Annotated in this window: 25 protein-coding genes; 14 read left to right on the forward strand and 11 right to left on the reverse strand. The window is 70.5% G+C overall.

Going from position 1 to position 22735, the window contains the following annotated elements; all coding sequences use genetic code 11:
* Positions 1-90: 90 nt before the first annotated feature.
* Positions 91-252 (reverse strand): DUF1059 domain-containing protein, encoded by a 162-nt coding sequence (locus NKI68_RS10370; RefSeq protein ID WP_254542980.1) that lies wholly within the window; start codon positions 250-252, stop codon positions 91-93.
* A 185-nt stretch (positions 253-437) separates the two neighbouring features.
* Here NKI68_RS10370 and NKI68_RS10375 point away from each other — a divergent pair, with 185 nt between their 5' ends.
* From NKI68_RS10375 to hjc, 3 genes are all read left to right on the forward strand, one after another.
* Complete coding sequence (locus NKI68_RS10375; RefSeq protein WP_368410823.1) at positions 438-1736, forward strand: amidohydrolase; 1299 nt, start codon at positions 438-440, stop codon at positions 1734-1736.
* 220 nt (positions 1737-1956) lie between these two features.
* The gene (locus tag NKI68_RS10380) at positions 1957-3318 is read left to right on the forward strand and encodes an adenosylhomocysteinase (RefSeq protein WP_254542981.1); all 1362 of its coding nucleotides are present in this window, start codon (positions 1957-1959) and stop codon (positions 3316-3318) included.
* A gap of 194 nt (positions 3319-3512) precedes the next feature.
* A complete protein-coding gene (gene hjc / locus NKI68_RS10385; protein ID WP_254542982.1) occupies positions 3513-3998 on the forward strand; it encodes a Holliday junction resolvase Hjc in 486 nt (161 codons plus the stop codon).
* On the opposite strand, the gene NKI68_RS10390 is transcribed toward hjc, so the two are convergent.
* The gene (locus NKI68_RS10390) at positions 3999-4715 is read right to left on the reverse strand and encodes an SWIM zinc finger family protein (protein WP_254542983.1); all 717 of its coding nucleotides are present in this window, start codon (positions 4713-4715) and stop codon (positions 3999-4001) included.
* Positions 4716-4955: 240 nt separating this feature from the next.
* Here NKI68_RS10390 and NKI68_RS10395 point away from each other — a divergent pair, with 240 nt between their 5' ends.
* Positions 4956-5159 (forward strand): DUF7472 family protein, encoded by a 204-nt coding sequence (locus NKI68_RS10395; protein WP_254542984.1) that lies wholly within the window; start codon positions 4956-4958, stop codon positions 5157-5159.
* A gap of 143 nt (positions 5160-5302) precedes the next feature.
* On the opposite strand, the gene NKI68_RS10400 is transcribed toward NKI68_RS10395, so the two are convergent.
* Positions 5303-6289: a DNA primase large subunit PriL gene (locus NKI68_RS10400; protein ID WP_254542985.1), complete on the reverse strand. Its 987-nt coding sequence runs from the start codon at positions 6287-6289 to the stop codon at positions 5303-5305.
* Between the two features lie 159 nt (positions 6290-6448).
* On the opposite strand from NKI68_RS10400, the gene NKI68_RS10405 reads away from it, so the two are divergent.
* A complete protein-coding gene (locus tag NKI68_RS10405; protein WP_254542986.1) occupies positions 6449-7042 on the forward strand; it encodes a DUF7474 family protein in 594 nt (197 codons plus the stop codon).
* Positions 7043-7060: 18 nt separating this feature from the next.
* Here the strand turns inward: NKI68_RS10405 and NKI68_RS10410 are convergent, their stop codons facing one another.
* Together NKI68_RS10410 and NKI68_RS10415 are read right to left on the reverse strand one after the other, a co-directional pair.
* A complete protein-coding gene (locus NKI68_RS10410; protein ID WP_254542987.1) occupies positions 7061-7297 on the reverse strand; it encodes a hypothetical protein in 237 nt (78 codons plus the stop codon).
* Positions 7298-7561: 264 nt separating this feature from the next.
* The gene (locus tag NKI68_RS10415) at positions 7562-8305 is read right to left on the reverse strand and encodes a DNA polymerase sliding clamp (protein WP_254542988.1); all 744 of its coding nucleotides are present in this window, start codon (positions 8303-8305) and stop codon (positions 7562-7564) included.
* A 222-nt stretch (positions 8306-8527) separates the two neighbouring features.
* Between NKI68_RS10415 and NKI68_RS10420 the strand changes: the two genes are divergently transcribed.
* Positions 8528-9157: a hypothetical protein gene (locus tag NKI68_RS10420; RefSeq protein WP_254542989.1), complete on the forward strand. Its 630-nt coding sequence runs from the start codon at positions 8528-8530 to the stop codon at positions 9155-9157.
* Positions 9158-9229: 72 nt separating this feature from the next.
* Positions 9230-9994, forward strand: coding sequence for a 23S rRNA (uridine(2552)-2'-O)-methyltransferase (locus tag NKI68_RS10425; RefSeq protein ID WP_254542990.1), 765 nt, complete (start codon positions 9230-9232; stop codon positions 9992-9994).
* 12 nt (positions 9995-10006) lie between these two features.
* Here NKI68_RS10425 and NKI68_RS10430 read toward each other — a convergent pair whose 3' ends face one another.
* The 5 genes from NKI68_RS10430 to tatC (NKI68_RS10450) all read right to left on the reverse strand — a co-directional run bounded on the left by NKI68_RS10430 (position 10007) and on the right by tatC (NKI68_RS10450) (position 13848).
* Entirely contained in the window at positions 10007-10207 is a 201-nt protein-coding gene (locus tag NKI68_RS10430) for a hypothetical protein (protein WP_254542991.1), read from the reverse strand.
* A 101-nt stretch (positions 10208-10308) separates the two neighbouring features.
* Positions 10309-11034 carry a queuosine precursor transporter gene (locus tag NKI68_RS10435; RefSeq protein ID WP_254542992.1) on the reverse strand — a complete coding sequence of 242 codons (726 nt, stop codon included), beginning with the start codon at positions 11032-11034 and terminating at the stop codon, positions 10309-10311.
* Positions 11021-11203 carry a ribbon-helix-helix domain-containing protein gene (locus NKI68_RS10440; RefSeq protein ID WP_254542993.1) on the reverse strand — a complete coding sequence of 61 codons (183 nt, stop codon included), beginning with the start codon at positions 11201-11203 and terminating at the stop codon, positions 11021-11023. Before NKI68_RS10440 ends, NKI68_RS10435 begins: the two co-directional genes overlap by 14 nt.
* 144 nt (positions 11204-11347) lie before the next feature.
* Entirely contained in the window at positions 11348-11743 is a 396-nt protein-coding gene (locus NKI68_RS10445) for a hypothetical protein (protein ID WP_254542994.1), read from the reverse strand.
* 170 nt (positions 11744-11913) lie between these two features.
* Positions 11914-13848 (reverse strand): twin-arginine translocase subunit TatC, encoded by a 1935-nt coding sequence (gene tatC / locus NKI68_RS10450; protein ID WP_254542995.1) that lies wholly within the window; start codon positions 13846-13848, stop codon positions 11914-11916.
* Positions 13849-14058: 210 nt separating this feature from the next.
* On the opposite strand from tatC (NKI68_RS10450), the gene tatC (NKI68_RS10455) reads away from it, so the two are divergent.
* Both tatC (NKI68_RS10455) and NKI68_RS10460 read left to right on the forward strand, forming a co-directional pair.
* Entirely contained in the window at positions 14059-14946 is an 888-nt protein-coding gene (tatC, locus tag NKI68_RS10455) for a twin-arginine translocase subunit TatC (protein ID WP_303657478.1), read from the forward strand.
* A gap of 107 nt (positions 14947-15053) precedes the next feature.
* A complete protein-coding gene (locus tag NKI68_RS10460; RefSeq protein WP_254542996.1) occupies positions 15054-15668 on the forward strand; it encodes a histidine phosphatase family protein in 615 nt (204 codons plus the stop codon).
* On the opposite strand, the gene larE is transcribed toward NKI68_RS10460, so the two are convergent.
* Positions 15669-16517 carry an ATP-dependent sacrificial sulfur transferase LarE gene (gene larE, locus NKI68_RS10465; RefSeq protein ID WP_254542997.1) on the reverse strand — a complete coding sequence of 283 codons (849 nt, stop codon included), beginning with the start codon at positions 16515-16517 and terminating at the stop codon, positions 15669-15671.
* A gap of 184 nt (positions 16518-16701) precedes the next feature.
* Between larE and NKI68_RS10470 the strand changes: the two genes are divergently transcribed.
* The 5 genes from NKI68_RS10470 (at position 16702) to NKI68_RS10490 (ending at position 22719) form a co-directional block, all read left to right on the forward strand.
* Positions 16702-18675: a MutS-related protein gene (locus NKI68_RS10470; RefSeq protein WP_254542998.1), complete on the forward strand. Its 1974-nt coding sequence runs from the start codon at positions 16702-16704 to the stop codon at positions 18673-18675.
* Between the two features lie 100 nt (positions 18676-18775).
* The gene (locus NKI68_RS10475; RefSeq protein WP_254542999.1) at positions 18776-19897 is read left to right on the forward strand and encodes an ORC1-type DNA replication protein; all 1122 of its coding nucleotides are present in this window, start codon (positions 18776-18778) and stop codon (positions 19895-19897) included.
* A 681-nt stretch (positions 19898-20578) separates the two neighbouring features.
* Entirely contained in the window at positions 20579-20866 is a 288-nt protein-coding gene (gene eif1A, locus NKI68_RS10480; RefSeq protein ID WP_254543000.1) for a translation initiation factor eIF-1A, read from the forward strand.
* Between the two features lie 72 nt (positions 20867-20938).
* Entirely contained in the window at positions 20939-21796 is an 858-nt protein-coding gene (gene rio1, locus NKI68_RS10485) for a serine/threonine-protein kinase Rio1 (protein ID WP_254543001.1), read from the forward strand.
* Between the two features lie 44 nt (positions 21797-21840).
* Entirely contained in the window at positions 21841-22719 is an 879-nt protein-coding gene (locus NKI68_RS10490) for a winged helix-turn-helix domain-containing protein (protein ID WP_254543002.1), read from the forward strand.
* Positions 22720-22735: the final 16 nt, after the last annotated feature.

Consider the following 22735-nt stretch of genomic DNA (forward strand, 5'->3'; position numbering starts at 1 on the left):
CCCGCGTCTCGCGGCGACGGGGGAACTGTCTTTCCCTCGGCGCGCGGTGGGACGGTGCCCGACGCTCGATACCGCCCTCCCGGGAGGCGCTCAGACCTGCTTTATGTTGTCCCGGATCTGCTGCTCGTCGACGTTCATGTCCGGGTGCTCGTTCCGCGCGTGCTCCTGCACCTGGTTCATTACTTCTTCCTCGCTCTCTCCCTCCGCCGTGTAGTCGCAACCATCCACGATGCAGTCGAACTGGTACGCCATGATGCGTCTCCCCGTTTCCTCCGCGACGACGAAAGCGGTCAGCCTGCATACACAGCGCGTTAATGTACGTTGCCAAAACTTATCGCTGACTTAACATCGGTTCGAAGGACGGCGTTCGCACTCCCGGCCGCCGTCGTCCGGCGAACAGTCGATAGTATAACGCCCCTCCCGGGGGTAGCGCGGGTATGACCACACTCGGCATCACCGACGGTCTCGTCCTCCGGCCCGACATGCGCGTCGAGCGGGCGGACGTGCTCGTCGATCGGGAGGCGGGCGAGATCGTGGACGTCGCACCCGAGGTCGGGGAGGGCGCGGACGAGCGACTCGACGCGAGCGACGCGCTCGTCGCGCCCGGGCTCGTCAACGCCCACACGCACGCGGCGATGACGCTCCTGCGCGGCTACGCCGACGACAAGCCGCTCGAGTCGTGGCTCCGCGAGGACGTCTGGCCCGCGGAGGCCGAACTCACCCCCGACGACATCGCCGCCGGGACCCGCCTCGCCGCCCTGGAGATGATCCGCTCCGGGACGACGGCGTTCGCGGACATGTACTTCTCCGAGCCGCGGGTCGCCGACGTGGTGGAGGAGGCGGGCCTGCGCGCGCGCCTCGGTCACGGGGTCGTCACGGTCGGCAAGGACGAGGAGGCGGCGTGGGCGGACGTGGAGGAGAGCCTGCGGGTGGCCGACGCGGTGCGCGGGGTGAGCGACCGTATCGAGACGGCGTTCACGCCCCACAGCCTCACCACCGTCGGCGAGGAGTACCTCCGCGATGGCGTCGAGCGCGCCCGCGAGCTGGGGGTGCCCGTCCACGTCCACGCGAACGAGACGCGCCACGAGGTCGACCCCATCGTCGAGGAGCGCGGCGTCCGCCCCCTGGAGTACGCCCGCGAGATCGGCCTGCTCGAACCCGAGGACTTCCTCGCCCACTGCGTCCACCTCGACGCGACGGAGATCGACCTGCTCGCCGAGACGGGCGCGAGCGCGATCCACTGTCCCGCGTCGAACATGAAGCTCGCGAGCGGCATGGCACCCGTCCAGCGCCTGCTCGACGCCGGCGTCAGCGTCGGTCTCGGGACCGACGGCGCGGCCTCGAACAACGACCTCGACCTCTTCGGGGAACTGCGCGACGCCGCGATGATCGGGAAACTCGCCGCTGACGACGCCAGCGCGGTCGCCGCGCCCGACGCCGTGCGGATGGCGACCGCGGGCAGCGCGGACGCGATCGGCCTCCCCGGGGGCCGGATCGAACCCGGCGCGGCCGCCGACTGCGTCGTCGTCGGCCTCGACGCGGCCCACCTCACGCCCGTCCACGACCCCGTCAGCCACCTCGCGTACGCCGCGACCGGGAGCGACGTTCGACACACCGTCTGCGACGGCCGGGTGCTCATGCGCGACCGCGAGGTGCTCACGCTCGATCCCTGGACGATCCGGACCGAGGCCGAGGAGCGCGCCGAGGCGCTCGTCGAGCGCGCCGAGGCGAACTGACCGCCGGACGACGCGGTTTCGGCGCGCGGCGAGGACGGCGAGGACGGCGAGGACGGCGAGGACGGCGGCGGCGACGGCGGCCGCGACGACGGCGGCAGCGACGCGCGTGGTGACGGGCGACGGGAGCGCCGATCGCCGCACCGGCGGCGGGAGCGGTGCCCGACTCCGTCCCGCGCGGCGACCCGGTAGCGTTTTCCCCGCGTCCCTCACTTGTCCGAACATGTCGTATCCGCCGATCAGCGAGCGACTCGACGACCCGCGGGGGGCGCGCGAGGAGGGCCGACGCAAGATCGACTGGGCGAGAGGGCACATGCCCATCCTCGCGGCGCTCCGCGAGGAGTTCGAGGACCTGCGTCCGTTCGAGGGCCAGCGCATCGCGATGGCGATGCACGTCGAGGCGAAGACCGCGGCGCTGACGGAGACGCTCGCCGCGGGCGGGGCCGAGATCGCCATCACCGGCTGCAACCCGCTCTCGACGCACGACGACGTGAGCGCGGCGCTCGACGCCAACGAGAACATCACCTCCTACGCCCGGCGCGGCGTCGAGGGCGAGGAGTACTACGACGCCATCGAGGCCGTCATCGACCTCCGGCCGACGATCACCGTCGACGACGGCGGCGACCTCGTCTTCCGCATCCACGAGGAGCACCCCGACCTCGTCGACGGGATCATCGGGGGCTGCGAGGAGACGACCACGGGCGTCCACCGCCTGCGCGCGATGGACGAGGACGGCGCGCTCCGGTACCCCGTCTTCGCCGTCAACGACACGCCCATGAAGCGCCTGTTCGACAACGTCCACGGCACCGGCGAGTCCGCGCTCGCGAACATCGCCATGACGACCAACCTCTCGTTCGCCGGGAAGACGGTCGTCGTCGCGGGCTACGGCGACTGCGGCCGCGGCGTCGCCAAGAAGGCCGCCGGGCAGAACGCCCACGTCGTCGTCACGGAGGTCGAACCCCGTCGCGCGCTCGAGGCGCACATGGAGGGCTACGAGGTCCTGCCGATGCGCGAAGCCGCAGCGAAGGGCGACGTGTTCGTCACCGTGACGGGCAACCGCGACGTGATCACGCGGGAGCACTTCGAGGCGATGGAGGACGGCGTCCTGCTCGCCAACGCGGGCCACTTCGACGTCGAGGTGAACCTCGACGACCTCTCGGACCTCGCCGCGAACGTGCGTGAGGTCCGCGACGGCGTGATGGAGTACGAACTGGACGACGGCCGCCGGCTCAACGTCCTCGCGGCGGGCCGCCTCGTCAACCTCGCGGGGCCGCTCGCGCTGGGCCACCCCGTCGAGGTGATGGACCAGTCCTTCGGCGTGCAGGCGGTCTGCGTGCGCGAACTCGTCGCCGCCCACTCCGGCGGCCTCCGCGACCGCCTCGCCGAGCGCCTCCGCGAACGGCTCGGGCGCTCCGACCGACTCGAGGCCGTCGGCGAGGACACCTACGGACCGGGCCTCCACGAGGTGCCCGACGCCCTCGACCGCGAGGTCGCCACCGTGAAGCTCGCCGCCGAGGGGATCGACATCGACTCCCTCACCGACGAGCAGGCCGACTACGTGGACGACTGGCGACACGGGACCTGATCCGGCCTCCGCCCCCGCCGCGCGTCCTCTCTCTCGTCGCGCGTCCTCTCTCTCGTCGCGCGTCCTCTCTCTCGTCGCGCCCACCTTCCGGCGTTCCCGCGGAGCCGTCGCGACCGCTCGAAACCGCCGTCGGGCGGCCGCGTCGTCGTCGGAAGTCGACTGGTTTATCCGCGCCGCGGCGCGAGTGAGACTGAATGTCGAACGCGAAAGGGGACCGGCGCGAGCGCGAACTCGTCAAGCTGTTCGACGAGCGCGGCTTCGCCGTCATGCGCGCGCCCGCGAGCGGGAGCGCCACGGCGCGCGAGCTACCCGACGTGCTCGCGGGGAACGGCGACGTCTTCTACGCCATCGAGGCCAAGGCCTCGGCGGGACGGCCCATCTACCTCACCGGCGAGGAGGTCGAGGCGCTCGTCTACTTCGCCCGCAACTTCGGCGCGAAGCCGAAGATCGGCGTTCGATTCGACCGGACCGACTGGGCGTTCTTCCACCCGGCGGCCCTCCACCGGACCGACGGCGGCAACTACCGCGTCAAGAAGGAGACCGCGCTCGAGGACGGAGAGACCATCGAGGAGCTGACCGCGACCGAGGACGACGACGACGGTCCCGGCGTCCGCGCGGTCCTGCGCGCGCTCAGGGCCGACGAGATAACGCTCGACGAGGCCGCGGCGATGCTCGAGTGATCAGTTCCGGGGGACGATCGGCGTCCGGTCGCGCTCGCGCGGCGCGACCCGCTCCAGCCGTGAAAGCGGGAACGAGTACCGCCTGAGGCTCTCGAACGGCGTCTCCGGGTCGGCGGAGAACGGGTAGACCACGCGGACGACGGGATCGTCCGCGGGGTAGCGCTCGTTGCCGGGGTAGTCGGCGACGGTCGTCTCGTTCCCCGCGAGCGCCGGCCCGGGCGCGGCGTCCCCGCCGCGTTCGTCGCCCCGGTCGCGCCCGTCATCGTCGCGCTCCTCTCCGTCGCGCTCCCGCGCCTCGGGGGCCTCGACCGCGTCCGCTCCTCGACCGTCGAACGCCGAGAGCGTCTCCTGTCTCGGCGGGAGGACCGTCTCGTCGGCCCGGTCGTCGGTCGTCTCCGCGACCACGACGAACGCGCCCGTCTCGCGGTCGCGGACCGTCGTCCCCGGGAGCAGGTAGCACTCCTCGCAGATCGCGGGGGCGTCCTCGCGGACGAAGGCGTCGCGGCCGCAGGCGCGACACTCGACGTCGAGGTAGCCCGGCGCGGGGACTCGACCCCCCGTTATTTCGAGTGCAACTCGGCGGACGTGCTTGCACCGCTCGCCGCGGAACTGGTTGTCCGGACAGGAGCAGACCCCGTCCACCAGGTCGACGGTGTAGGTGTTTCCGCTCTGACTGTGAACGTCGTATATGCCGCCACCGCGGGCGCTAACGGCCATCTTCTCGGTCCAGGCTCGGGCGGCCCTCGGATCGAGACGACGGGTGTCGGGGGCGAGGGCGACTCGCGGTGACGCTGGTATGATCTCGGCTTGCGTCATGGTTTCGTGTCGGGAGCGCGACTCGATCGCTCCACGGGAAACGTAGGTTCCCGAGGTGCATTAGTCGCTCGCCCGCCGAGGCAAGCGAGGAAACCGGTCGGCTTCGAAGCGTTTTTGCTCCGTCCGTGGAAACCGCGCCGCATGGCTCTCGAACGGGAGGCGCTCGTGGAAATCGTCGTCTCCGTCGCAGCCGTCGGGCTGTTCATCGCCGTCATCGTCGGCATCGGTGTGACCTACAACGGCGCTACCGGCCTCTCGAACGAGGGAGCGCTCGCGCTCGTCGGCAGCATCGCCGGCTTCGTGATCGTCATGTCGCTGCTCGGGTACGCGCTCTCGCGTCGCTGATCGTCACCGATCTGACCGTCGCTGACCGTCGCTGACCGTCGCTGACCGTCGGCGATCCCCGCCGATCGTCGCTCACCGAGAACCGTCGAGGCGTCGGATCGAGGCGAACCGTCGACTGTCGACCGTCGACGCGGCGTCCGCCGTCAGTCCAGTCGCTCGGCGTAGTACTCGAGCGGGTGGGCGATGGACTCACAGAGCGTATCCGGGTTCACGCAGTCGCCGAGCGCCTGCATCGTCGTGCAACCGGGGGGATCGAACGGGCCGCCTTCGCCCGCCAGTCGCTCGACCGCGTAGGCGAACGACTCCTCCTCCCTGCCGGTCGTCTCGACGATCTCCTCCTCGTCCATCCCGACGCCCGCGAGGAACGTGATCAGCGCGAACCGCGAGTGAGCGGGGAGGTCCGCCCCGGCGCGCGCCTCGGCGAGCAGGTGTTCGACGCAGGGGGGGAAGGCGTCGGGCGTCGGGGCGGCGTCGAACGACCGGGGGTAGTTCCGACTCGACAGCGACCGGGTCACGCGCCGGACCGTCGGTTCCAGGGGGTCAGCGATGGGGTCCGGGACCTCGAACGGGAGCCCCGACGCGACGCGCTCCTCGCACGCCTCGCGCAGGAGTTCGTACAGTTCGGCGCGGGTCACCGCGACGGTCCCGTCCGCGAGCGACCGCCGGACGAGCGCCCACTCCGGGCCCGACGGCGCGAGGCGGAGGTAGGTGCCGACGGCGACCCGGTGACCGTCTGCCGTCTCGCGCACGTCGTCCGCGAGGTCGAACTCGCAGAGGAAGTCGTCGAGCGACAGGTCCGAACCGCCGAGGGTCGATCGCCCCTCGAACTCGTCGGTGAACCGCTCGTAGGCGGTCGACGCCTCGGCGGCGGCGTACTTCTCGACCGCGCCCGGCACGTCGAGCAGGGAGACGATCACCCGGGCGATCGGGTAGGAGAGCACCTCGACGCGGGGGGTGACGTGCTGGTCCGTCCGGACGGTTCCGCCGACGAGCGCCAGTTCGACCCGCTCGCGCCCCCGTTCGACGACGGTTCGGTCCTCGCGGACGAGCGTGGCGAGGTCCACGCCCGCGGCTCCCACCGCCTCCCGAGCGGCGTCGAGGAACGGATACCGGGCGTGAAACGTATCCATACCCCCTCATCCGGTCGGGATCGGTTAAGCGCTCTGAAGCCGATCGAACGGCGGAACCGACGCACGAGCGACCGTCGGGTCGAACGGATCGACCGTCGGGTCGGACGGATCGTCCGCCGAGTCGAACGGTCTATTAGCGCGCACGACGACGTACGGCCAGTGCCGCGGTTTCGCTACCCCTGCCCGGACTGTCGCTCCACGAACAGCCTGCACGACCCGGACTGCCGGTTCGACGGGACGCCGTGGGAGGACGTCGAGAAGGCCTACGTCGACATCCTGGGCGTCCTCGCCGCCGGCGCGACGACGGAGGGACGCCTGCGCGAGGCGGTCGACGGCCCGTGGGATCGCGTCCACTCCGCCGCGTTGAGCCGACTGCGACGCGACCAGCGCGTTCGCGAGACGCCCGGCGGCGCGCTCGAACTGCTCTCGCCGGCCGAGTACCGGGAGGAGGTCGCCGTCCCCTCCGAGGAGTCGCTCCGGACCATCTACGAGCACGGGAGCGTGCCGGGCTGTCACGACCACGCGATCTTCTCGCTCGTGGCCTACTACCGCAGCGTCGGCTTCTCCTGGCAGGAGACCCGCGAGCGCGTCGTCGACTGGCTCAGGGAGAGCGGGACGTGGGCGCGCGGCGGGTTCGAGGAGTCCTCGCCCGAGGAGATCGTCGACGCGAAGCGACACGTCTACGCCCAGGCGTACGGCTGGCGGCAGGCCGCGCGCGAGGCCGCCGCCGTCATCGAGCGGAGTCTGGGCTGACTGTCCCGCGAGCGGACGCTATCGCGGCGGCCGCCACGCCCGGAGCGTCTCGCGCCCGCCGACGGCGGTCGATCCGAGGCCGATCGCGACGAGGAGCGCGGCGCGCGCGAGCGGCCCGCCGGACGCGCCGCACACCGGGACGGACGCGACGGTCGTGACGCACCCGAGGGCGAGGAGCGTGCCGACGACCAGGAACGACGCGCCCAGTCCCAGCCCGAACGTACCGCCGAGAAACTGGAGGTGGGGGGAATCCATGGTGGTGTCTCCGCCAGGTCCCGCTTAAGCGGATCGGCCGTCGTCTGACGCGCAGCGGACGTCTGGCGCACGATCTCGGGTCGACGGGCGATCCCGGGGTCGACGGACGACCACGGTCGAACCGTCGCGCGCGGCGACCGGCGGTGGTGGGGACGGTGGTACGGCCGGCGGACCGCGAACGGTACGGCCGACTGCGGACGACGGGGCCGCAGTGCGACGCAACGCGAGAAGGGAGAGGGGGGCCGGACTGCGATCGGCGCGTCGTCAGTCGCTCTGGATGCGGGGGGCGAGCATGTACGTGACGTGGCCCTGCCCCTCGGCGATGTCGAAGTGGATCTTCACCGGGAACTCCTGGCCGAGTTCCACGGTCACCTCCCCGTCCTTGGGGAGCGCCTTGTTCATCTCCTTGAGGTAGTCGAGGCTGAACAGCGAGCGCGCCTCGCCCGCGGTGAGGTCGATGAGGTCCTCGCGGTCGAGTTCGAAGTGGACGTCGTCGGTGTCGCCCTGCGCGTCGACGTAGAAGTACTCGTCGTCCGCCTCGACGCCGAGGGCGATGTGGTCGCTCACCATGTCGGCGGCCTTCACGGCGCGGTCGATGTCGCGTCCCTCGACGACGACCGTCGCCGGCAGGTCGAGGTCCGGGAGGTCGGGTTCCTGACGGATGGAGTCGGGATCGATGAGCGCGAGGGTGTACTCGAGGCCCTCGATCTGGATGTGGAGCTTGCGCGTCTCCTCGTCCAGTTTGAACTGGACGAGCTGGTCCGCGCCGGCCATCTTGGCGATGTCCTCCAGCCGCGAGAGGTTCACGCCGATGACGCCGCCGTCGGTTTCGTAGGACTCGAAGGCGGCCGCCGACAGCGAGAGGTCCACCATCCCGACGTTGGCGGGATCGACGGCCCTGATCGTGAGTCCGTCGTCCTCCAGTCTGATCTTGCACTCGTCCACCAGCACGCTGACCGAGTCGAGCGCGGCCCGGAGCGTCCCCGAACTCACGATAGCCTTGAACATGAACGCGACTTACCCGCGACGGGGTAAAAACATGAACGGTTCACGCGCGTGCGAGCGCGAGGACGACCGCGGAATGGCGACCCGCCGTGGAATCGCCGCCGGATCGACGGAGCCGGGAGATCGTCACGCCGCGGAACGCCACGGCACGGTGATACTTGCACCACCGATTCAGTGTCATTCGAGTGGACAAGAGTGAAATGATAGCCGCGAGTGCAGTCGAACATGACTGTTGGTGATTCGGTTTCTCGACGGACGCTGCTGGCCGGTGTCGGCGCGACGCTCCTCGGCGCGGGTTCCGCGAGCGCGCAGGAAAACGGGAGCGGTAACGGCACGAACGCCACCGGCGACGGGGCCGAGGAACGCGTCGACACGTCTGCGATCATGCCCGAGCGACCCGCGGGCGAGAACACCGACTACACGGGGATGTTCGTCCACCTCACGAACAAGCTGAAGAACGTGGACGTCCAGGGCATCGAGCAGTGCGAGGTGGCGAACTGGGACCCCGACGAGACGGAGGTGTTCGAGATCCAGCTGGTCGACAAGGTCGGGAACCGCGAGGAGATCTACGGCTCGTCGATGTACTTCCCGAACAACCTGAACCTCGCGCCCGGACAGCTGTTCGTCATCGACAACCAGCAGCCCTGCACGAACGGCTACCTCGGCGTCCAGCTCTCGGAGATCCTCGCCGAGAACGTCACCCGCGGGTTCGCCGGCAACGGGACGCGGGCGGAGGGCGAGGAGGGAGGCGGCTCCTCGGGCGCGTTCGGCCCCGGGTTCGGTCCCGTGGGCGCGCTCGGCGGTATCGCGGCCGTCGGCTACGCGCTGGCGCGGCGCGCGGGGGGCGACGAGTGAGGTAGGTCAGGGAGCGGGGCGAACGAGGGGTGAACGAAGGGCGTATCCGGAGGCCTCGCGTACTCCGGGCAAATGGCCCGGAAGGACGACTACTACAACCGCGCGAAGCAGCAGGGCTACCGCTCGCGCGCGGCCTACAAGCTGAAGCAGTTGAACGAGACGGCGGGGCTGATACAACCGGGCGACACGGTGGTCGACCTCGGGGCGGCACCCGGCGGGTGGCTACAGGTCGCCGCGGAACTCGCCGGGGAGGGGGGCACCGTCGTCGGCGTCGACCTCCAGCGGGTGAAGCCCCTCGACGGCGTCGAGACCGTCCGCGGGGACATGACCGAGGAGGAGACGCGCGAGCGGATCCGAGAGGCGCTCGACGGGCGGGAGGCGGACGTCGTGCTCTCGGACATGGCCCCGAACATGAGCGGCGAGTACTCGCTCGATCACGCCCGGTCGGTCCACCTCGCCCGGATGGCCTTCGAGACGGCCCGCGACCTCCTCGCGCCGGGCGGGGACTTCGTCGCCAAGGTGTTCGACGGCCCGGACGTGCGCGACCTCAGGCGCGACGTGGAGCGGGAGTTCGACTACGTCCGCGAGGTGCGCCCGGAGGCCTCGCGCAAGGAGTCCTCGGAACTCTACCTCGTCGCCAAGCGCCGGCTCACCGCGCCCGTCCGCGCCGGCGACGAACTCGACGTGGAGGTCGAGGACGTGGGGAACGAGGGCGACGGCATCGCCAAGGTCGAGGGGTTCACGGTGTTCGTCCCCGGCACCGAAGCGGGCGAGTCCGTCCGAGTCCGCGTCGAGGACGTGAAACCGCGCTTCGCGTTCGCGACGCGGATCGACTGATCCCGTACTGTCTCAGTTCGACAGCCAGGCGTACGTCTGTAGCGCGCCGAAGACGAGCGCGAGCAGGCCGTTCTCCACGACGAGCAAGAGGCTCGCGTCCACGGCCCGCGCGACGACCGCCGTCGCGCCGAACGCGGTGGCGAGCGCCAGGTTGTACTTCGCGAGGACCGTCCAGCACTCCTGATCGAGGTCGACGAGGCCGTCGCTGGTCACGAGGGGGAGACGGACGGGGGAGACAAAAGCCCGGGGCCTGCCGAGGTCGGGTGGCGCGTCGGGTGCTGAGTGGCCGGTGTCGGCACCGTTCGATTCCGGGATCAGTCGCCGAGGGCGGGTTCCGCGCGGGCGTTTCGCGCGCGCACCGTCCCGACGACGGCGTAGACGAACGGCGTGTCCACGACCGCGATGAGGAGCTTCAGGAGGTACTGGCCGACGATCAGCGACGCGAGGACCCCGCCGGGGAGCGACTGGCCGCCGAGGAGTTCGGGGGCGAGCCAGAAGGCGACGCCGACGAAGACGAACGTATCCAGCAACTGACTCGTCGCGGTCGAGCCGACGTTCCGCAGCCAGAGCGCGTCGCCGTCGGTCCACTCGCGGAGGCGGTGGAAGACGAGCACGTCCCAGTTCTGGCTGACGAGGTAGGCGAGGAGGCTCCCCGCGACGACGTGGGTACTCGCGCCCAGGACGGTGGCGAACTGCTCGGGCGGAACGCTCGACGGCGCGGCGGGCGCGAGGATCGTGCTCCAGACCAGCGCGAGCAGGACGAGGTTCATCGCGAAGCCGACGTTGACCACCGCCTGCGCGGTGCGCTTGCCGTACAGTTCGGCGACGCAGTCGCTCGCGAAGAACGTGAGCGCGTATGCCAGCGCCGCCCCCGGCAGGACGAGCGCGTCCCCCGTCACCGGCAGGGAGAACGGGAGCGCGAACGAGAGCACCTTCGAGGCGGTGAGCTGGGCGGTGACCAGCGCCGTCACGAACAGCGCGACGAGCGCGAGCGCCGGGAGGGGGACCGCGAGCCCGTCGGCGCGGCTACGCCGACTCATCGTCCTCCAACCGCCCGTGACGGGCGTCGATGTCGTCGAGGAGGTCGAGCGTCTTGCGGATCGAGGCACGGATGGCGTCGCTGCGGTTGACGAACTTCCCGTCGTCCCCGACGTGCGCGTCGAGGTCGTCGAGCAGCTCCTTCGGTATCTCGACGCTTATCTTGGGCATATCCGAGGATTACCCCACGCATACGAAACGGCGTCGATGCGACGCGCGGCGCGGACGGCGTCGGTTCACGCGACTCGCCGCTCGCGGTCTCCTCGATGTGCGTCGGTCGCACGGCTGTCGCGACGGACGACACCTCGGCGCGGTTCACCCCTGATACAGACGGAGGAGTTCGCGCCCGGCGTATCCGGCGACGAACCCGACGGCCGCGCCGGCGAGACAGACGCCGCCGACGACGAGGAGGGCGTCGACGAGCGGATCGGTGGCGACGGCGAAGACGGCGAACAGCGTCGCCGGGAGGAGACCGATGACGACGCTCTCGATGAGCCCCCCGCCCCGGGCCGCCGAGACGAGCGAGGCGAGCGGCGGCGTCCCGACGAGCAGCCAGGGCAGGACGGCACCGTAGAGGAGGGTCCCGATGACGAGCCGCGAGGCGACGACCACGACGGCGACCACCACGAGCGCCGCGGCGTACACGCCCGTGACGAACCAGTCGCGGTGGTCCGCCTCGCCGTGGAGGAGCGTCTCGACACCCCCGCTCATCGGGCGCGACACCCCGAATAGACCGCCGGACGCACCCCCGGGTGACCCCCTCCGCGGTGTGACGGCACCGCCGACGGCCCGGGCGGACAGATCGGGAAGTGGGACAGACGACGCTCCATACCAGTCCCCTGTATCGTCCTGGTTGATAAGGTTTCAGGGCGCTCGACCGATCAGTCCGCCCGCTGGCCGGTCGAGCGGGCGGACCGGCGACCGCCGAGGGTGTAGAGCCACAGGAGGCCGAGACCGATGAAGTACGCCCCGATCAGGGGGACGCTGAACAGGAGCATCGTGAACACCCCGCCGGGGACGGCGAGCGCGGTGACGGTGAAGATACCGACCACCACCTCGCGCCAGCGACCCCGCATGGCGCGGTAGGGGACGAGACCGCCGCGGTGAAACAGGAGCATCGTCGAGGGGACGATCCCGAGCAGGCCGACCCCGATGGTCGTGAGGAACACGAGCCACCCGAAGCTGTTGATGCGGTACTTGATGATCATGTCGGAGTTGATGACGTCCCACGCGAGCCAGGAGATGACGTTCGGGGCGACGACGGCGTAGCCGACGACGCTGCCGATCACGAGGGAGACGAACGTCGTCACGCCCCACGTGAACAGCACGCCGCGCGACCCCGAGACGAACCCGCGCGTCTCGAGCGCGGGCCACGCGTAGTAGAGGACGAGCGGGATCGTCGTCACGAACGCGACGACGGCGGCCACCTTCATCTCGAAGACGAGCGCCTCGACGGGGTGGAGTACGGCGATGTCGACCACGTCCTTGTCGACGAACGCGGGGAGGCGGCGGAGGAAGTCCTGCCGGAGGACGTCGATGCCGCCCTGGTAGAGGGCGGTGAACACGGCGGCGAGGACGATCAGAAAGAGCGCGACGATGCGGAACGACTTCGACGCGAGGCTACCGATGATGAACTGGAGGTCGTAGAAGTAGCCGCCGATCTCGTCCTCGCTCCGCTCGTCGTCGCTGAAGGCGTTGACCACGCCGGTGGTCGTCCGGGTCACGACGTCGGAGTCGTCCCCCTCGTCGGGGGTCGTTCCGTCGGGGACCGCCTCCGCCTCGGCGGTCGGGGCGGTCGTCCCGTCACCCGTCGACGCCTCCCCCTCGCGCGCCGCCTCGACCTCGTCGAAGCGGTCGAGGATCGCCTGCGCCCGGTCGTGGTCGCCCTCGTCCATCGCCGTCCGGGCGTGGCCGAGCGCCTCCTCCTCGGTCATCTCCGCGAACGCCTCCGGCGGGGCGGCGCGAACGCCGGCCGCGTCGAGCGTCGAGAGGTCGATGTCGGCCGGATCGCCGCTGCCCCGCCGCGCGCCGTCGCGCGCGGCGTGTGCGCCGCGCGCGGCCTGGATGAACCGCGAGAACAGCAGGCCGACGACGTAGAGGGCCGCCATGGGGATGGCGACCAGCATCATCGAGAACGGTTCGGGCGACCCGTTGATGACCGAGGCGAGCACGGCGATGGCGACGAAGGCGTGCCGCCACTTGTCGCGGAACGTTCGATACTGGACGATCCCGGCGTACGTGAACGCGCTCATGAGTAGCGGGAGCTGCGCCGCCAGCCCCATCGCCAGCGAGAGGATGACGATGAACTGGGTCCACTTGACGATGGAGTAGGTGGGGGTGAACCCCGACCGGATGGCGTTCCTGGCGAAGAAGTCGAACAGGATTGGAAAGAGCAGCCCGAACGCGTAGGCCACGCCGCCGGCGAACAGCACGAGACCGAACAGCGCCAGCACGGCGACCTTCCACCGGGCCACCGGCGCGTTCGGGATGAGCCCCCGTTCGCGGAGCGGCTCGCGCGCGAAGTAGAGCAACACCGGGAGCGCGATCAGCCCGCCGACGATGAGCGCCATCTTCACCTGCAGGAGGATGACGTCGAACGGCGTCACGGCGATGACGGACGCGCCCTCGGCGAGCAACCGCGCCTTCAGGAAGTCCCAGACGTAGAGGTTGATGAAGTAGAACGAACCGAGGAACCCGACGAGGAAGACGATGAACACCTTCTGGAGGTGCGTCTGGGCCGTCCGTAGCATCGCGGCGACCGTCTGCCGCCCGTCGTCGATAGCCCGTGCGGTATCCTCGTCAATCACGCTCGACACACTCGACCTAGCCAACTTGCCGTTATCAATCTTTTCGGTCGCGGGAGCGACGGCCGGCGGTGGACGGGCGAGGACGGTCGGCGGTGGCGGCCGGCGGTGGACGGGCGAGGACGGAGGCGGCGGTCGGACGCTGGCGGTCGGGGCCACTGCCACGCCGAACCCCCGCGGAGGTGAGAAGGCTTACAATCGCTGGGCCACCTACGGCGGATAATGACCGGCGACACGCGCCCGAACGGGGATCGGGGCGCGGATTCGAGCGACGAGCGAGCCGAGGACCGGGAGCCACCGGTAGCGCCGACGCCGGACGGTGGCGAGACGGTCCCGGAGTCGACGCCTCCGACGCCCGAGCCGGATCCGTTCCTCGACGGGCCGGAGAGCGACCAGGAGATGCCGCTGGCCGACCACATCGAGGAGATGATCAACCGCCTCGGCGTGGTCGTCATCGCGATGACGGTCGTGGCGGCCGTCGCGCTGCCGTTCTCCGACCAGCTCATCAACGCCATCTGGTACGGCATCCTGGGCGACATCGCGAGCGACGTGGAGGGGATCCGCCCGCACGTCTACCAGCCGCTCGCCCTGGTGCTCGCCCGCCTCAAGGTGGCCACGCTCGCCGGGTTCGTCGTCGCGCTGCCCGTGTTCGTCTACGAGACCTACCTGTTCATGCGCCCCGGACTCTACCGGCACGAGCGGCGGTACTACCTCGCGGCGGTGCCGACGAGCCTCGTGCTCGCGTTCGTCGGCGTCGCCTTCGCGTTCTTCCTCGTCCTGCCCGCCCTGTTCATCTACTTCGTCAGCTACTCGCAGGGGGCCGCCACGATCGCGTTCGGGCTGACCGAGACGTTCAACCTCATGCTCATGATGATGGGCTTCTTCGCCGCCGTCTTCCAGATACCCCTGCTGATCTTGCTGGCCGTGATGATGGGGCTCACCAGCCGCCGGTGGCTGGTCCGGCGGCGGCTCTACTTCTGGGGCGGCTTCGTCGGCGTCGCGCTGCTGTTCAGCCCCGACCCGACCGGGATGGCCCCCATCATCGTCGCCCTCACGATGGTCGTCCTGTTCGAGGGGACGCTGTTCCTCCTGCGCTGGGTGGATCGATAGCGCCTCACCTCGCTCACCTCCCTCACCTCTCGTCCACCACCTCTCCGCTCTGCCCGCCGCCTCGCCGACCCCACAGCACATATCCCCCGCCGTCGAATCGCGGAGCGATGGCGACGGTCATCCTCATGCGACACGGGGAGACGACGTGGAACCGCGACCGACGGATGCAGGGCTGGGCACCGGTTCCGCTCACCGAGCGGGGCGTCGAGCAGGCGCGGGCGGCCGGACGGTACCTCGGGGAGCGGTACTCGATCGACCGCGTCGTCTCCTCGGACCTCCTGCGCACGCGTCAGACGACGGCGCGCGTCCGGGAGGCGCTCGGGGACGTGCCCGTCACGTTCGCCCGGGAGTGGCGCGAGCGCAGCGTGGGCGTCTACCAGGGCCTCTCGTACGACGACATGCGCGAGCGGTTCCCCGAGTTCGGCCTGGGCGAGGAGGCGGCCCACGCCGCGGACCGAACGCCCGACGGCGGCGAGAGCCTGGAGACGGTCCGCGAGCGCGTCCTCGAGGGGTGGCGCGCGGTGCTCGAGCACGACGGGACGACGCTCGTCGTCACCCACGGCGGCCCCATCCGACTCGCCCTCGGGCACCTGAAGGGTCACACCATCCCGGACGCCCTGCTGAGTCATCGAGTCGACAACTGCTGTCTGAACGAGTTCGTCGTGGCCAGCGACCCGGAGATCCGAGTCGAGAACGGGACGCCGTGGCGGGACTCCGCCTGATCAGTCCGAGGTGGGGTACTCGGCGTCGAAGATCGAGACCGCGTCGTTCGCGGGGCTGACGCTCCCGGTCTCGTAGCCGTCGAGGTCGAGGGTGACGTGGTCGAACCCCGCTTCGCGCAGGTGTGCGCGCGCGGCGCGGACGAAGTCGGCGTCGAGGGCCTTCTCCAGTTCGTCCCGGCCCACCTCGATGCGCGCGAGGCCGTCGTGGTCGCGCACGCGGAACTGTCGGAAGCCCCACGCCCGCAGGAGGCGCTCGCCGCGCTCGACCCGGGAGAGGCGTTCCTCGGTCACCTCGACGCCCGTGGGGATGCGCGAGGAGAGGCAGGCCATCGAGGGCTTGTCCGCGACCGAGAGGCCGTACCGCTCTGCGATCTCCCGGACTTCGGACTTTTCGACGTCGTGGGCGAGCAGCGGCGAGAACACCTCCAGTTCCTCGACGGCGCGCAGGCCGGGGCGGTGGCCCTCGCCGGGGTCGCTGGCGTTCGTCCCGTCGCAGACCGTCCCGATGCCGAGTTCCCGCGCCCGGTCGAACATCTCCCCGAGGCGCATCGTCCGGCAGTGATAGCAGCGCTCGCCGTCGTTCGCGACGAAGTCGGGGTTGTCCAGTTCGGAGAACTCCACCACCTCGTGTCGGATACCGATCTCCGCCGCGACCCGGCGGGCCTCGTCCAGTTCCTCGGCCGGCAGGGTCTCGCTCTTCGCCGTGCAGGCGACCGCCCGATCCCCCAGGGCGTCGTGTGCGATGGCGGCGACGACGCTCGAATCGACGCCGCCCGAGAAGGCGACGAGCGCGCCGTCGCGCTCGGCGAGCGCGTCGCGCGCGGCGGCCAGTTTGTCCGCTACGTCCATGGGCGGCGTTCGGCGGGGGGAGAGAAAAGCCCACTGTGTGCGGGGCGCTCGCGGTCGGACGGCGGTCGAACGGCGATCCGACCGCCGGAACCCCCGCAAATCGAATCGTCGGGGGCCGAGCGCGAGCCGCGCTCCCGGTGTCGGGAGCGTTGCAGTTTTGCCGCGTCACCGCAACGACCCCGGTATGGACCTGGAGGCCATCCCGGGCGTCGGCGCGAAGACGGCCGAGCGACTGGCCCACCTCGACGACGCCGAGCGGGCGCTCCGCGAGGGCGACGTGGCGGCGCTCGCCCGCGCGCCGGGCGTCACCGAGGGGCAGGCCGCGCGCATCGCCCGGGGAGCGATCCGGGAGCGCCACGGCGACGCGAGCCGGTTCCTCCGGACCGACCGGGCGCGCGAACTCTACGACGACGCGCTCTCCCTCCTCCGGGAGCGGGCCGTCACCGACTACGCGAAGCGCCGCCTGGAGACGTTCTACCCGAGCGCGTCGCGCTCGCGGATCGAGGAGGTGCGGTCGTTCGTCGCCGAGGCGACGGAGCGCGCCCCCGACCCGGCCGTGCTCGACGTGCTCGCGGGCGTCTCGCCGCTGACGGACCCCGCCGGTCTTCGGGTGCGCGAGCGCTGTCTCGCGACCGGCGACGCCGAGGCGTACGCCCGCGCCGAGCGCGAGTTCCCCGAGCTGAGCGTCGAACTCGTCGAGGACGCGGCCGACCTCGCGGAACTCGCCCGCGGCTACTCGACGGTGATCGCGCTCGACGAGGGGTTCGCGGGGCTCGACCTCCCCGGCGACGTGCGCGTGCTCCCGGACGCCGAAGACCGGATCGAGGAGGTGCTCCCCGAGCGCCTGCTCGCGTTCTTCGCGGAGAACCGAGAGCGCCTGCTCGCCGCCGCAGACGTGCACGAGGCGGCGGGCCTCGACCCGCCGTGCGACCTCGACGCCCTCCGGGACGGCCTCTCGCGCATCGAGGCCGACGGAACGGTGAGGGGCGACGAGGAACTCGGCCGCCTGCAGGACGCCGTCTCGGACGTCGACGCCGCCGTTTCAACCGGCGAGAGCGTCGCCAACGACCGCCTGCGCGAGGCCATCCAGACGCGCGACGTGACCATCGAGGGCGCGGACCTCCTCTCGCTCGTCGAGCAGGGCGCGCGCGTCGACGCCCTGCTCGACCGCGAACTCGCCGACGAGTTCGACGAGGCGGTCGCGGCGGCCCGCGAGCACGTCGTCGACGCCCTCCGACTGCGCGACCACGCGGACCTCGCCGAGCGGGCGTTCCCGGACGACCCGACGTTCCCCGTGAGCCACGACGAGGAGGCCGTCGCGCGCCTGCGGACGGAACTCGCCGCCGCGCGGGACCGCCGGGCGGCGGCGCTGAAGGCGGACCTCGCCGCCGACCTCGCCGCCCTCAGAGCGCCGGTCGAGGACCTCGTGCGGGACGCCCTCGAACTCGACGTGGAACTCGCGGTGGCGCGGTTCGCCCGCGACTTCGACTGCGCGCTCCCGGCGTTCGGCGGACGGGGTTTCGAGATCGAGGGCGGGCGCTCGCCCCTGCTCGACGTGCCGTTCGAGGAGGTGGACCCCGTCGACTACGGGGTCGAGGGAGTGGCGCTCCTCTCGGGGGTGAACAGCGGCGGGAAGACCTCCACCATCGACCTCGTGGGCCTCACGGTCGTGCTGGCGCAGATGGGGCTGCCCGTGCCCGCGGAACGCGTCCGCCTGGAGCGGTTCGACGCGTTGCACTACCAGGCCAAGAGCCAGGGGACGCTCGACGCGGGCGCGTTCGAGTCCACCCTCCGGGAGTTCGGCGGCCTCGTCACCGACGAGGGGAACCGCCTGGTGCTGGTGGACGAACTGGAGAGCATCACCGAACCCGGCGCGAGCGCGAAGATCATCGCCGGCATCCTCGAATCGCTCGACGAGCAGGGCGCGACCGCCGTCTTCGTCTCGCACCTCGCCGGCGAGATCCGCGAGGCGACGGGCTTCGACGTGCAGGTGGACGGCATCGAGGCCGCGGGGCTGGTGAACGGCGAACTGGAGGTGAACCGCTCGCCCGTGAAGGGGCGGCTCGCGCGCTCGACGCCGGAACTCATCGTCGAGAAGCTGGCGACCGCAGAGGAGGACGCGTTCTACGACCGGCTGCTCGGGAAGTTCGCGGAGTGAGAATCGGGATCCCGATTACGGTAGAGCGCGGGATGGTCGTCAGCCACGGGCCCGACACCGGACGAAGGATTAAGTAGTCCGGGGAGTCTGGTGAAAGTGAATGGCGGACGATGAGATGCTCTCGTGGGACGAGTCGGTCTTCCGCGACGAGCACGTCTTCGAGATCGACTTCCTCCCCGAGACGTTCCGCCACCGCGAGGAGCAGATGCAGAGCCTGAAGTACGCGCTCAGGCCGGCGGTGCGCGGCTCGCGCCCGCTGAACGTGATGGCGCGCGGGCCGCCCGGGACGGGGAAGACGACGGCGGTCCAGAAGCTCTTCGGCGAACTCGCGGCCGTCTCGGACGTGAACGTCGCGCGCGTGAACTGCCAGGTGGACTCGACGCGATACGCGGTGTTCTCGCGGCTGTTCGAGGAGATGTTCGACTACGAACCGCCGACGAGCGGCATCTCCTTCAAGAAGCTCTTCGGGCAGATCACCGACCGCCTCGTCGAGGAGGACGAGGTGCTGGTGGTGGCGCTCGACGACGTGAACTACCTGTTCTACGAGGGTGAGGCGAGCGACACGCTCTACTCGCTGCTCAGGGCGCACGAGGCCCACACCGGCGCGAAGATCGGCGTCATCATCGTCTCCTCGGACCTCGACCTCGACATCATCGAGGAACTGGACGAGCGCGTCCAGAGCGTCTTCCGCCCCGAGGAGGTGTTCTTCCCGCGGTACGACGAGCGCGAGATCGCGGACATCCTGGAGGAGCGCGTGAAGCGGGGGTTCCGCGAGGGCGTCGCCGGGCTGGACGTGCTCGACCGCGTCGCGGAACTCACGGCGACGACCGGCGGGGACCTCCGGGTCGGGATCGACCTCCTGCGCCGGGCCGGCCTGAACGCCGAGATGCGCGCGAGCCGCACCGTCGAGGTGGAAGACGTGGAGGAGGCGTACAACAAGTCGAAGTACGTCCACCTCTCGCGGCACCTCCAGGGGCTCTCGGACTCCGAGGTCGCGCTGGTGCGCGTCGTCGCCGAGCACGAGGGCGAGCGCGCCGGAGACGTCTACGAGGCGTTCTCCCAGGAGACGGACCTCGGCTACACGCGGTACTCCGAGCTCATCAACAAGCTCGATCAGCTCGGGATCATCGAGGCGGAGTACACGAGCGTCGACGGCCGCGGGCGCTCCCGACAGCTGTCGCTGGCCTACGACGCCGACGCCGTCCTCGAACGCCTCGACTGAGGGGGCGGCGTTTCGACTGGAGAGTACGGAACGCGACGACGGTTCCCGCGCACCCGAACGCGAGAGCGCAGGGGAAACCGACCGCGGGAACCCTCCGGCGAGCGACCGAGACGAGGGGAGCCGAACGAGGAGCGGTCGGTTCCGCGTCCGCAACCGCGAGCGAGGCCGACGGCCGAGCGAGCGGACGTGCCGAACCTCCCGAGTGAAGCGAGGGGGTGAGGCTCGGTCTTAGTCGAGGTTTTGCCGGCGATCGAGCGCGAGCGAAGCGAGCGCAGTAAACGGTGGGCGTGCAGGCGACGCCGCGGCACTGCTCGCGGGGCGTGGCGTCGCACAACCGCGAGCGCCCCGCGACGGACGTTACGTCACGAGGGGCTCTGGTCCCGCTCTCCGTTATAAAAGTACGGACGGGGACGACTGGCCCGGTCCACCACCGCCGACGCCAGCGCGGCACCCGCGAGCGAGTGTAGCGAGCGAGCGGACGCGCCGAACCCCCGAGCGAAGCGAGGGGATGAGGCGCGGTCTTAGTCGAGGTTTTACACACGATTGTGCGCATCGCGTACGTATCTCTGACCCTCCTCGGAGAGGTCTTCGCGCAGGAGGACACGGTGTTTCTCGTCGGGGAGGCGGGGTCGCGCTCGGGCGTTTGCAAAGTTTAACCGTGCGCCCCACAAACGGGGGGACATGAGCGACAGCGGTAGCAGGAAGAACCTGCGAATGCCCGACGAGGGCGAGGTGTTCGCCGTCGTCACGAACATGCTCGGGGCGAACCGCGTGAAGGTTCGCTGCATGGACGGCAAGGAACGCACCGCTCGCATCCCCGGTCGGATGCAGAAGCGCATCTGGATCCGCGAGGACGACGTGGTCCTCGTCGAGCCGTGGGACTGGCAGGACGAGAAGGCGGACGTCGTCTGGCGCTACGACAAGCAGGACGCCGACCAGCTCCGTCGGGAGGGGCACATCCAGGCGTGAGCACATGACGCCCCACCCGCGGAGCGGCGAGGGCGGCGATCGAACCCCCTTCTGTGACCGCGAGGCCGGCCGATGACCGACGAGTACGGCCTGCTCGACACCGAGGTCGTCGACGCGCCCGGCGACGAGTGGGAGGAACTCGACGTCTCGGACACCGAAGCCGATCGCATCGCGCGCAAGCGCGACCGCGAGTTCCTCGAGTTCAGAAAGCGCCTGAAGGACGCAGATCAGTTCAAGGTGGAGGAGTCGGTGTTCGACGACGCCACCTTCGCCGCCATCTACAAGCTCGTCCAGGACGGCCACATCGACGCCTTCGGCGGCCCCATCTCGACGGGCAAGGAGGCCTCGGTCTACACCGCGCTCGGGCCGGACGGCACCGTCGCGGTCAAGGTGTACCGCATCAGCGCGAGCGACTTCCGCCAGATGCGCGACTACCTCGACGGCGATCCGCGCTTCTCCGGCATCGGCAGCGACAAGTCGAAGGTCGTCCTCGCGTGGGTCCGCAAGGAGTTCGCCAACCTCCAGCGCGCCCGCGAGGCGGGCGTCCGCGTCCCGGTGCCGATCGCCGTGGAGCGCAACGTCCTCGTGATGGAGTACGTCGGCGACGACGGCGGTCAGCGCGGCCGCCGTCTCGCCGAGGTGCGTGTCGAGAACCCGCAGACCGCCTACGAGGTGGTCCGCGAGTACGCCCGACGGCTCTACGGCGCGGGGCTGGTCCACGGCGACCTGAGCGAGTACAACCTCGTCGTCCACGACGGGGAACTCTACGTCATCGACCTCGGGCAGGCGGTGACCGTCCACCACCCCAACAGCCGCGAGTTCCTCGAGCGCGACTGCCGGAACGTGGCGAACTTCTTCGCCCGACAGGGCCTCGACGTGACGACCGAGGACGTGCTCGACTACGTCACCGAGGCCGACCCGGAGCCGTAACCGTAGACGACACAGCCATGCCCGCCCGCTCGCAAGTGGGAGTGATGAGCGAGACGAGCGACGGACCCGGCGTCAGCGTCGACCGCCTCCCGCCGGAGCGGGCGTTCGCGCTCCTCGGCGACGAGACGCGGGTGCGCATCCTCCGCGCCCTGAGCGAGACGCCGACGGAGCCGACCAGCTTCTCCGCGCTCCGCGAGCGGGTCGGCGCGCCCGACTCCGGTCGGTTCAACTACCACCTCTCGAAACTGGTCGGCCACTTCGTCCGTCGGAGCGACGAGGGATACGAGCTGACGCTCGCGGGAATGCAGGTCGTCGGCGCGCTCCTCGCGGGCACCTACACGGCCGAGGCGACGACCTCGCCGATCGACGTGGACGACCCGTGTCCGGAGTGCGACGAGCGCCCACTGGTCGCCGAGTACGAGGACGAACACGTCCGTATCGGCTGTCCCGCCTGCGAGGAGTGGTACAACCGGTTCTCGTTTCCCCCGGGGGCCGTCGACCAGTACGACCGCGAGGAACTCCCCGTGACGTTCGACCGGTGGATGCGGACGGTCTTCGCCCGGATCGTCGCCGGGTTCTGTCACACCTGCGCCGGTCGGCTCTCCGGTCGTCTCCTGCTGGAGGACGGCGAGTCGCCCCGCGTCGAGTATCGGTGCGACCGCTGCGGCGACGTCGCCACGGGGTTCGCCGCGCTCCCGGTGTACTACCACGCCGCGGCGCTCGGATTCTACGCCGACCACGGGATCGACGCGATGACGACCCCATCATGGCGGGTCACGGCCCGCCACGAGGCGTTCGAGATCACCACCGTCTCCGAGGACCCACCGGCGGTGCGCGTCGAGATCACCGTCGATGGCGAGACGCTCGTCGCGCACGTCGACGCGACGGCGACCGTGACCGCCGTCGAGCGAACCGCCGGCTGACCGACCGAACCGAACT

The sequence above is a fragment of the Halomarina pelagica genome (assembly GCF_024228315.1).
Taxonomy (GTDB): Archaea; Halobacteriota; Halobacteria; order Halobacteriales; family Haloarculaceae; genus Halomarina; species Halomarina pelagica.

What these genes read in the sequence shown, in the direction of transcription:
- NKI68_RS10370 (WP_254542980.1), bottom strand. Translation starts at nt 252, where the DNA reads ATGGCGTACCAGTTCGACTGCATCGTGGATGGTTGCGACTACACGGCG.
- NKI68_RS10375 (WP_368410823.1), top strand. Translation starts at nt 438, where the DNA reads ATGACCACACTCGGCATCACCGACGGTCTCGTCCTCCGGCCCGACATG.
- NKI68_RS10380 (WP_254542981.1), top strand. Translation starts at nt 1,957, where the DNA reads ATGTCGTATCCGCCGATCAGCGAGCGACTCGACGACCCGCGGGGGGCG.
- hjc (WP_254542982.1), top strand. Translation starts at nt 3,513, where the DNA reads ATGTCGAACGCGAAAGGGGACCGGCGCGAGCGCGAACTCGTCAAGCTG.
- NKI68_RS10390 (WP_254542983.1), bottom strand. Translation starts at nt 4,715, where the DNA reads ATGGCCGTTAGCGCCCGCGGTGGCGGCATATACGACGTTCACAGTCAG.
- NKI68_RS10395 (WP_254542984.1), top strand. Translation starts at nt 4,956, where the DNA reads ATGGCTCTCGAACGGGAGGCGCTCGTGGAAATCGTCGTCTCCGTCGCA.
- NKI68_RS10400 (WP_254542985.1), bottom strand. Translation starts at nt 6,289, where the DNA reads ATGGATACGTTTCACGCCCGGTATCCGTTCCTCGACGCCGCTCGGGAG.
- NKI68_RS10410 (WP_254542987.1), bottom strand. Translation starts at nt 7,297, where the DNA reads ATGGATTCCCCCCACCTCCAGTTTCTCGGCGGTACGTTCGGGCTGGGA.
- NKI68_RS10415 (WP_254542988.1), bottom strand. Translation starts at nt 8,305, where the DNA reads ATGTTCAAGGCTATCGTGAGTTCGGGGACGCTCCGGGCCGCGCTCGAC.
- NKI68_RS10420 (WP_254542989.1), top strand. Translation starts at nt 8,528, where the DNA reads ATGACTGTTGGTGATTCGGTTTCTCGACGGACGCTGCTGGCCGGTGTC.
- NKI68_RS10425 (WP_254542990.1), top strand. Translation starts at nt 9,230, where the DNA reads ATGGCCCGGAAGGACGACTACTACAACCGCGCGAAGCAGCAGGGCTAC.
- NKI68_RS10435 (WP_254542992.1), bottom strand. Translation starts at nt 11,034, where the DNA reads ATGAGTCGGCGTAGCCGCGCCGACGGGCTCGCGGTCCCCCTCCCGGCG.
- NKI68_RS10440 (WP_254542993.1), bottom strand. Translation starts at nt 11,203, where the DNA reads ATGCCCAAGATAAGCGTCGAGATACCGAAGGAGCTGCTCGACGACCTC.
- NKI68_RS10445 (WP_254542994.1), bottom strand. Translation starts at nt 11,743, where the DNA reads ATGAGCGGGGGTGTCGAGACGCTCCTCCACGGCGAGGCGGACCACCGC.
- tatC (WP_303657478.1), top strand. Translation starts at nt 14,059, where the DNA reads ATGACCGGCGACACGCGCCCGAACGGGGATCGGGGCGCGGATTCGAGC.
- NKI68_RS10460 (WP_254542996.1), top strand. Translation starts at nt 15,054, where the DNA reads ATGGCGACGGTCATCCTCATGCGACACGGGGAGACGACGTGGAACCGC.
- larE (WP_254542997.1), bottom strand. Translation starts at nt 16,517, where the DNA reads ATGGACGTAGCGGACAAACTGGCCGCCGCGCGCGACGCGCTCGCCGAG.
- NKI68_RS10470 (WP_254542998.1), top strand. Translation starts at nt 16,702, where the DNA reads ATGGACCTGGAGGCCATCCCGGGCGTCGGCGCGAAGACGGCCGAGCGA.
- NKI68_RS10475 (WP_254542999.1), top strand. Translation starts at nt 18,776, where the DNA reads ATGGCGGACGATGAGATGCTCTCGTGGGACGAGTCGGTCTTCCGCGAC.
- eif1A (WP_254543000.1), top strand. Translation starts at nt 20,579, where the DNA reads ATGAGCGACAGCGGTAGCAGGAAGAACCTGCGAATGCCCGACGAGGGC.
- rio1 (WP_254543001.1), top strand. Translation starts at nt 20,939, where the DNA reads ATGACCGACGAGTACGGCCTGCTCGACACCGAGGTCGTCGACGCGCCC.
- NKI68_RS10490 (WP_254543002.1), top strand. Translation starts at nt 21,841, where the DNA reads ATGAGCGAGACGAGCGACGGACCCGGCGTCAGCGTCGACCGCCTCCCG.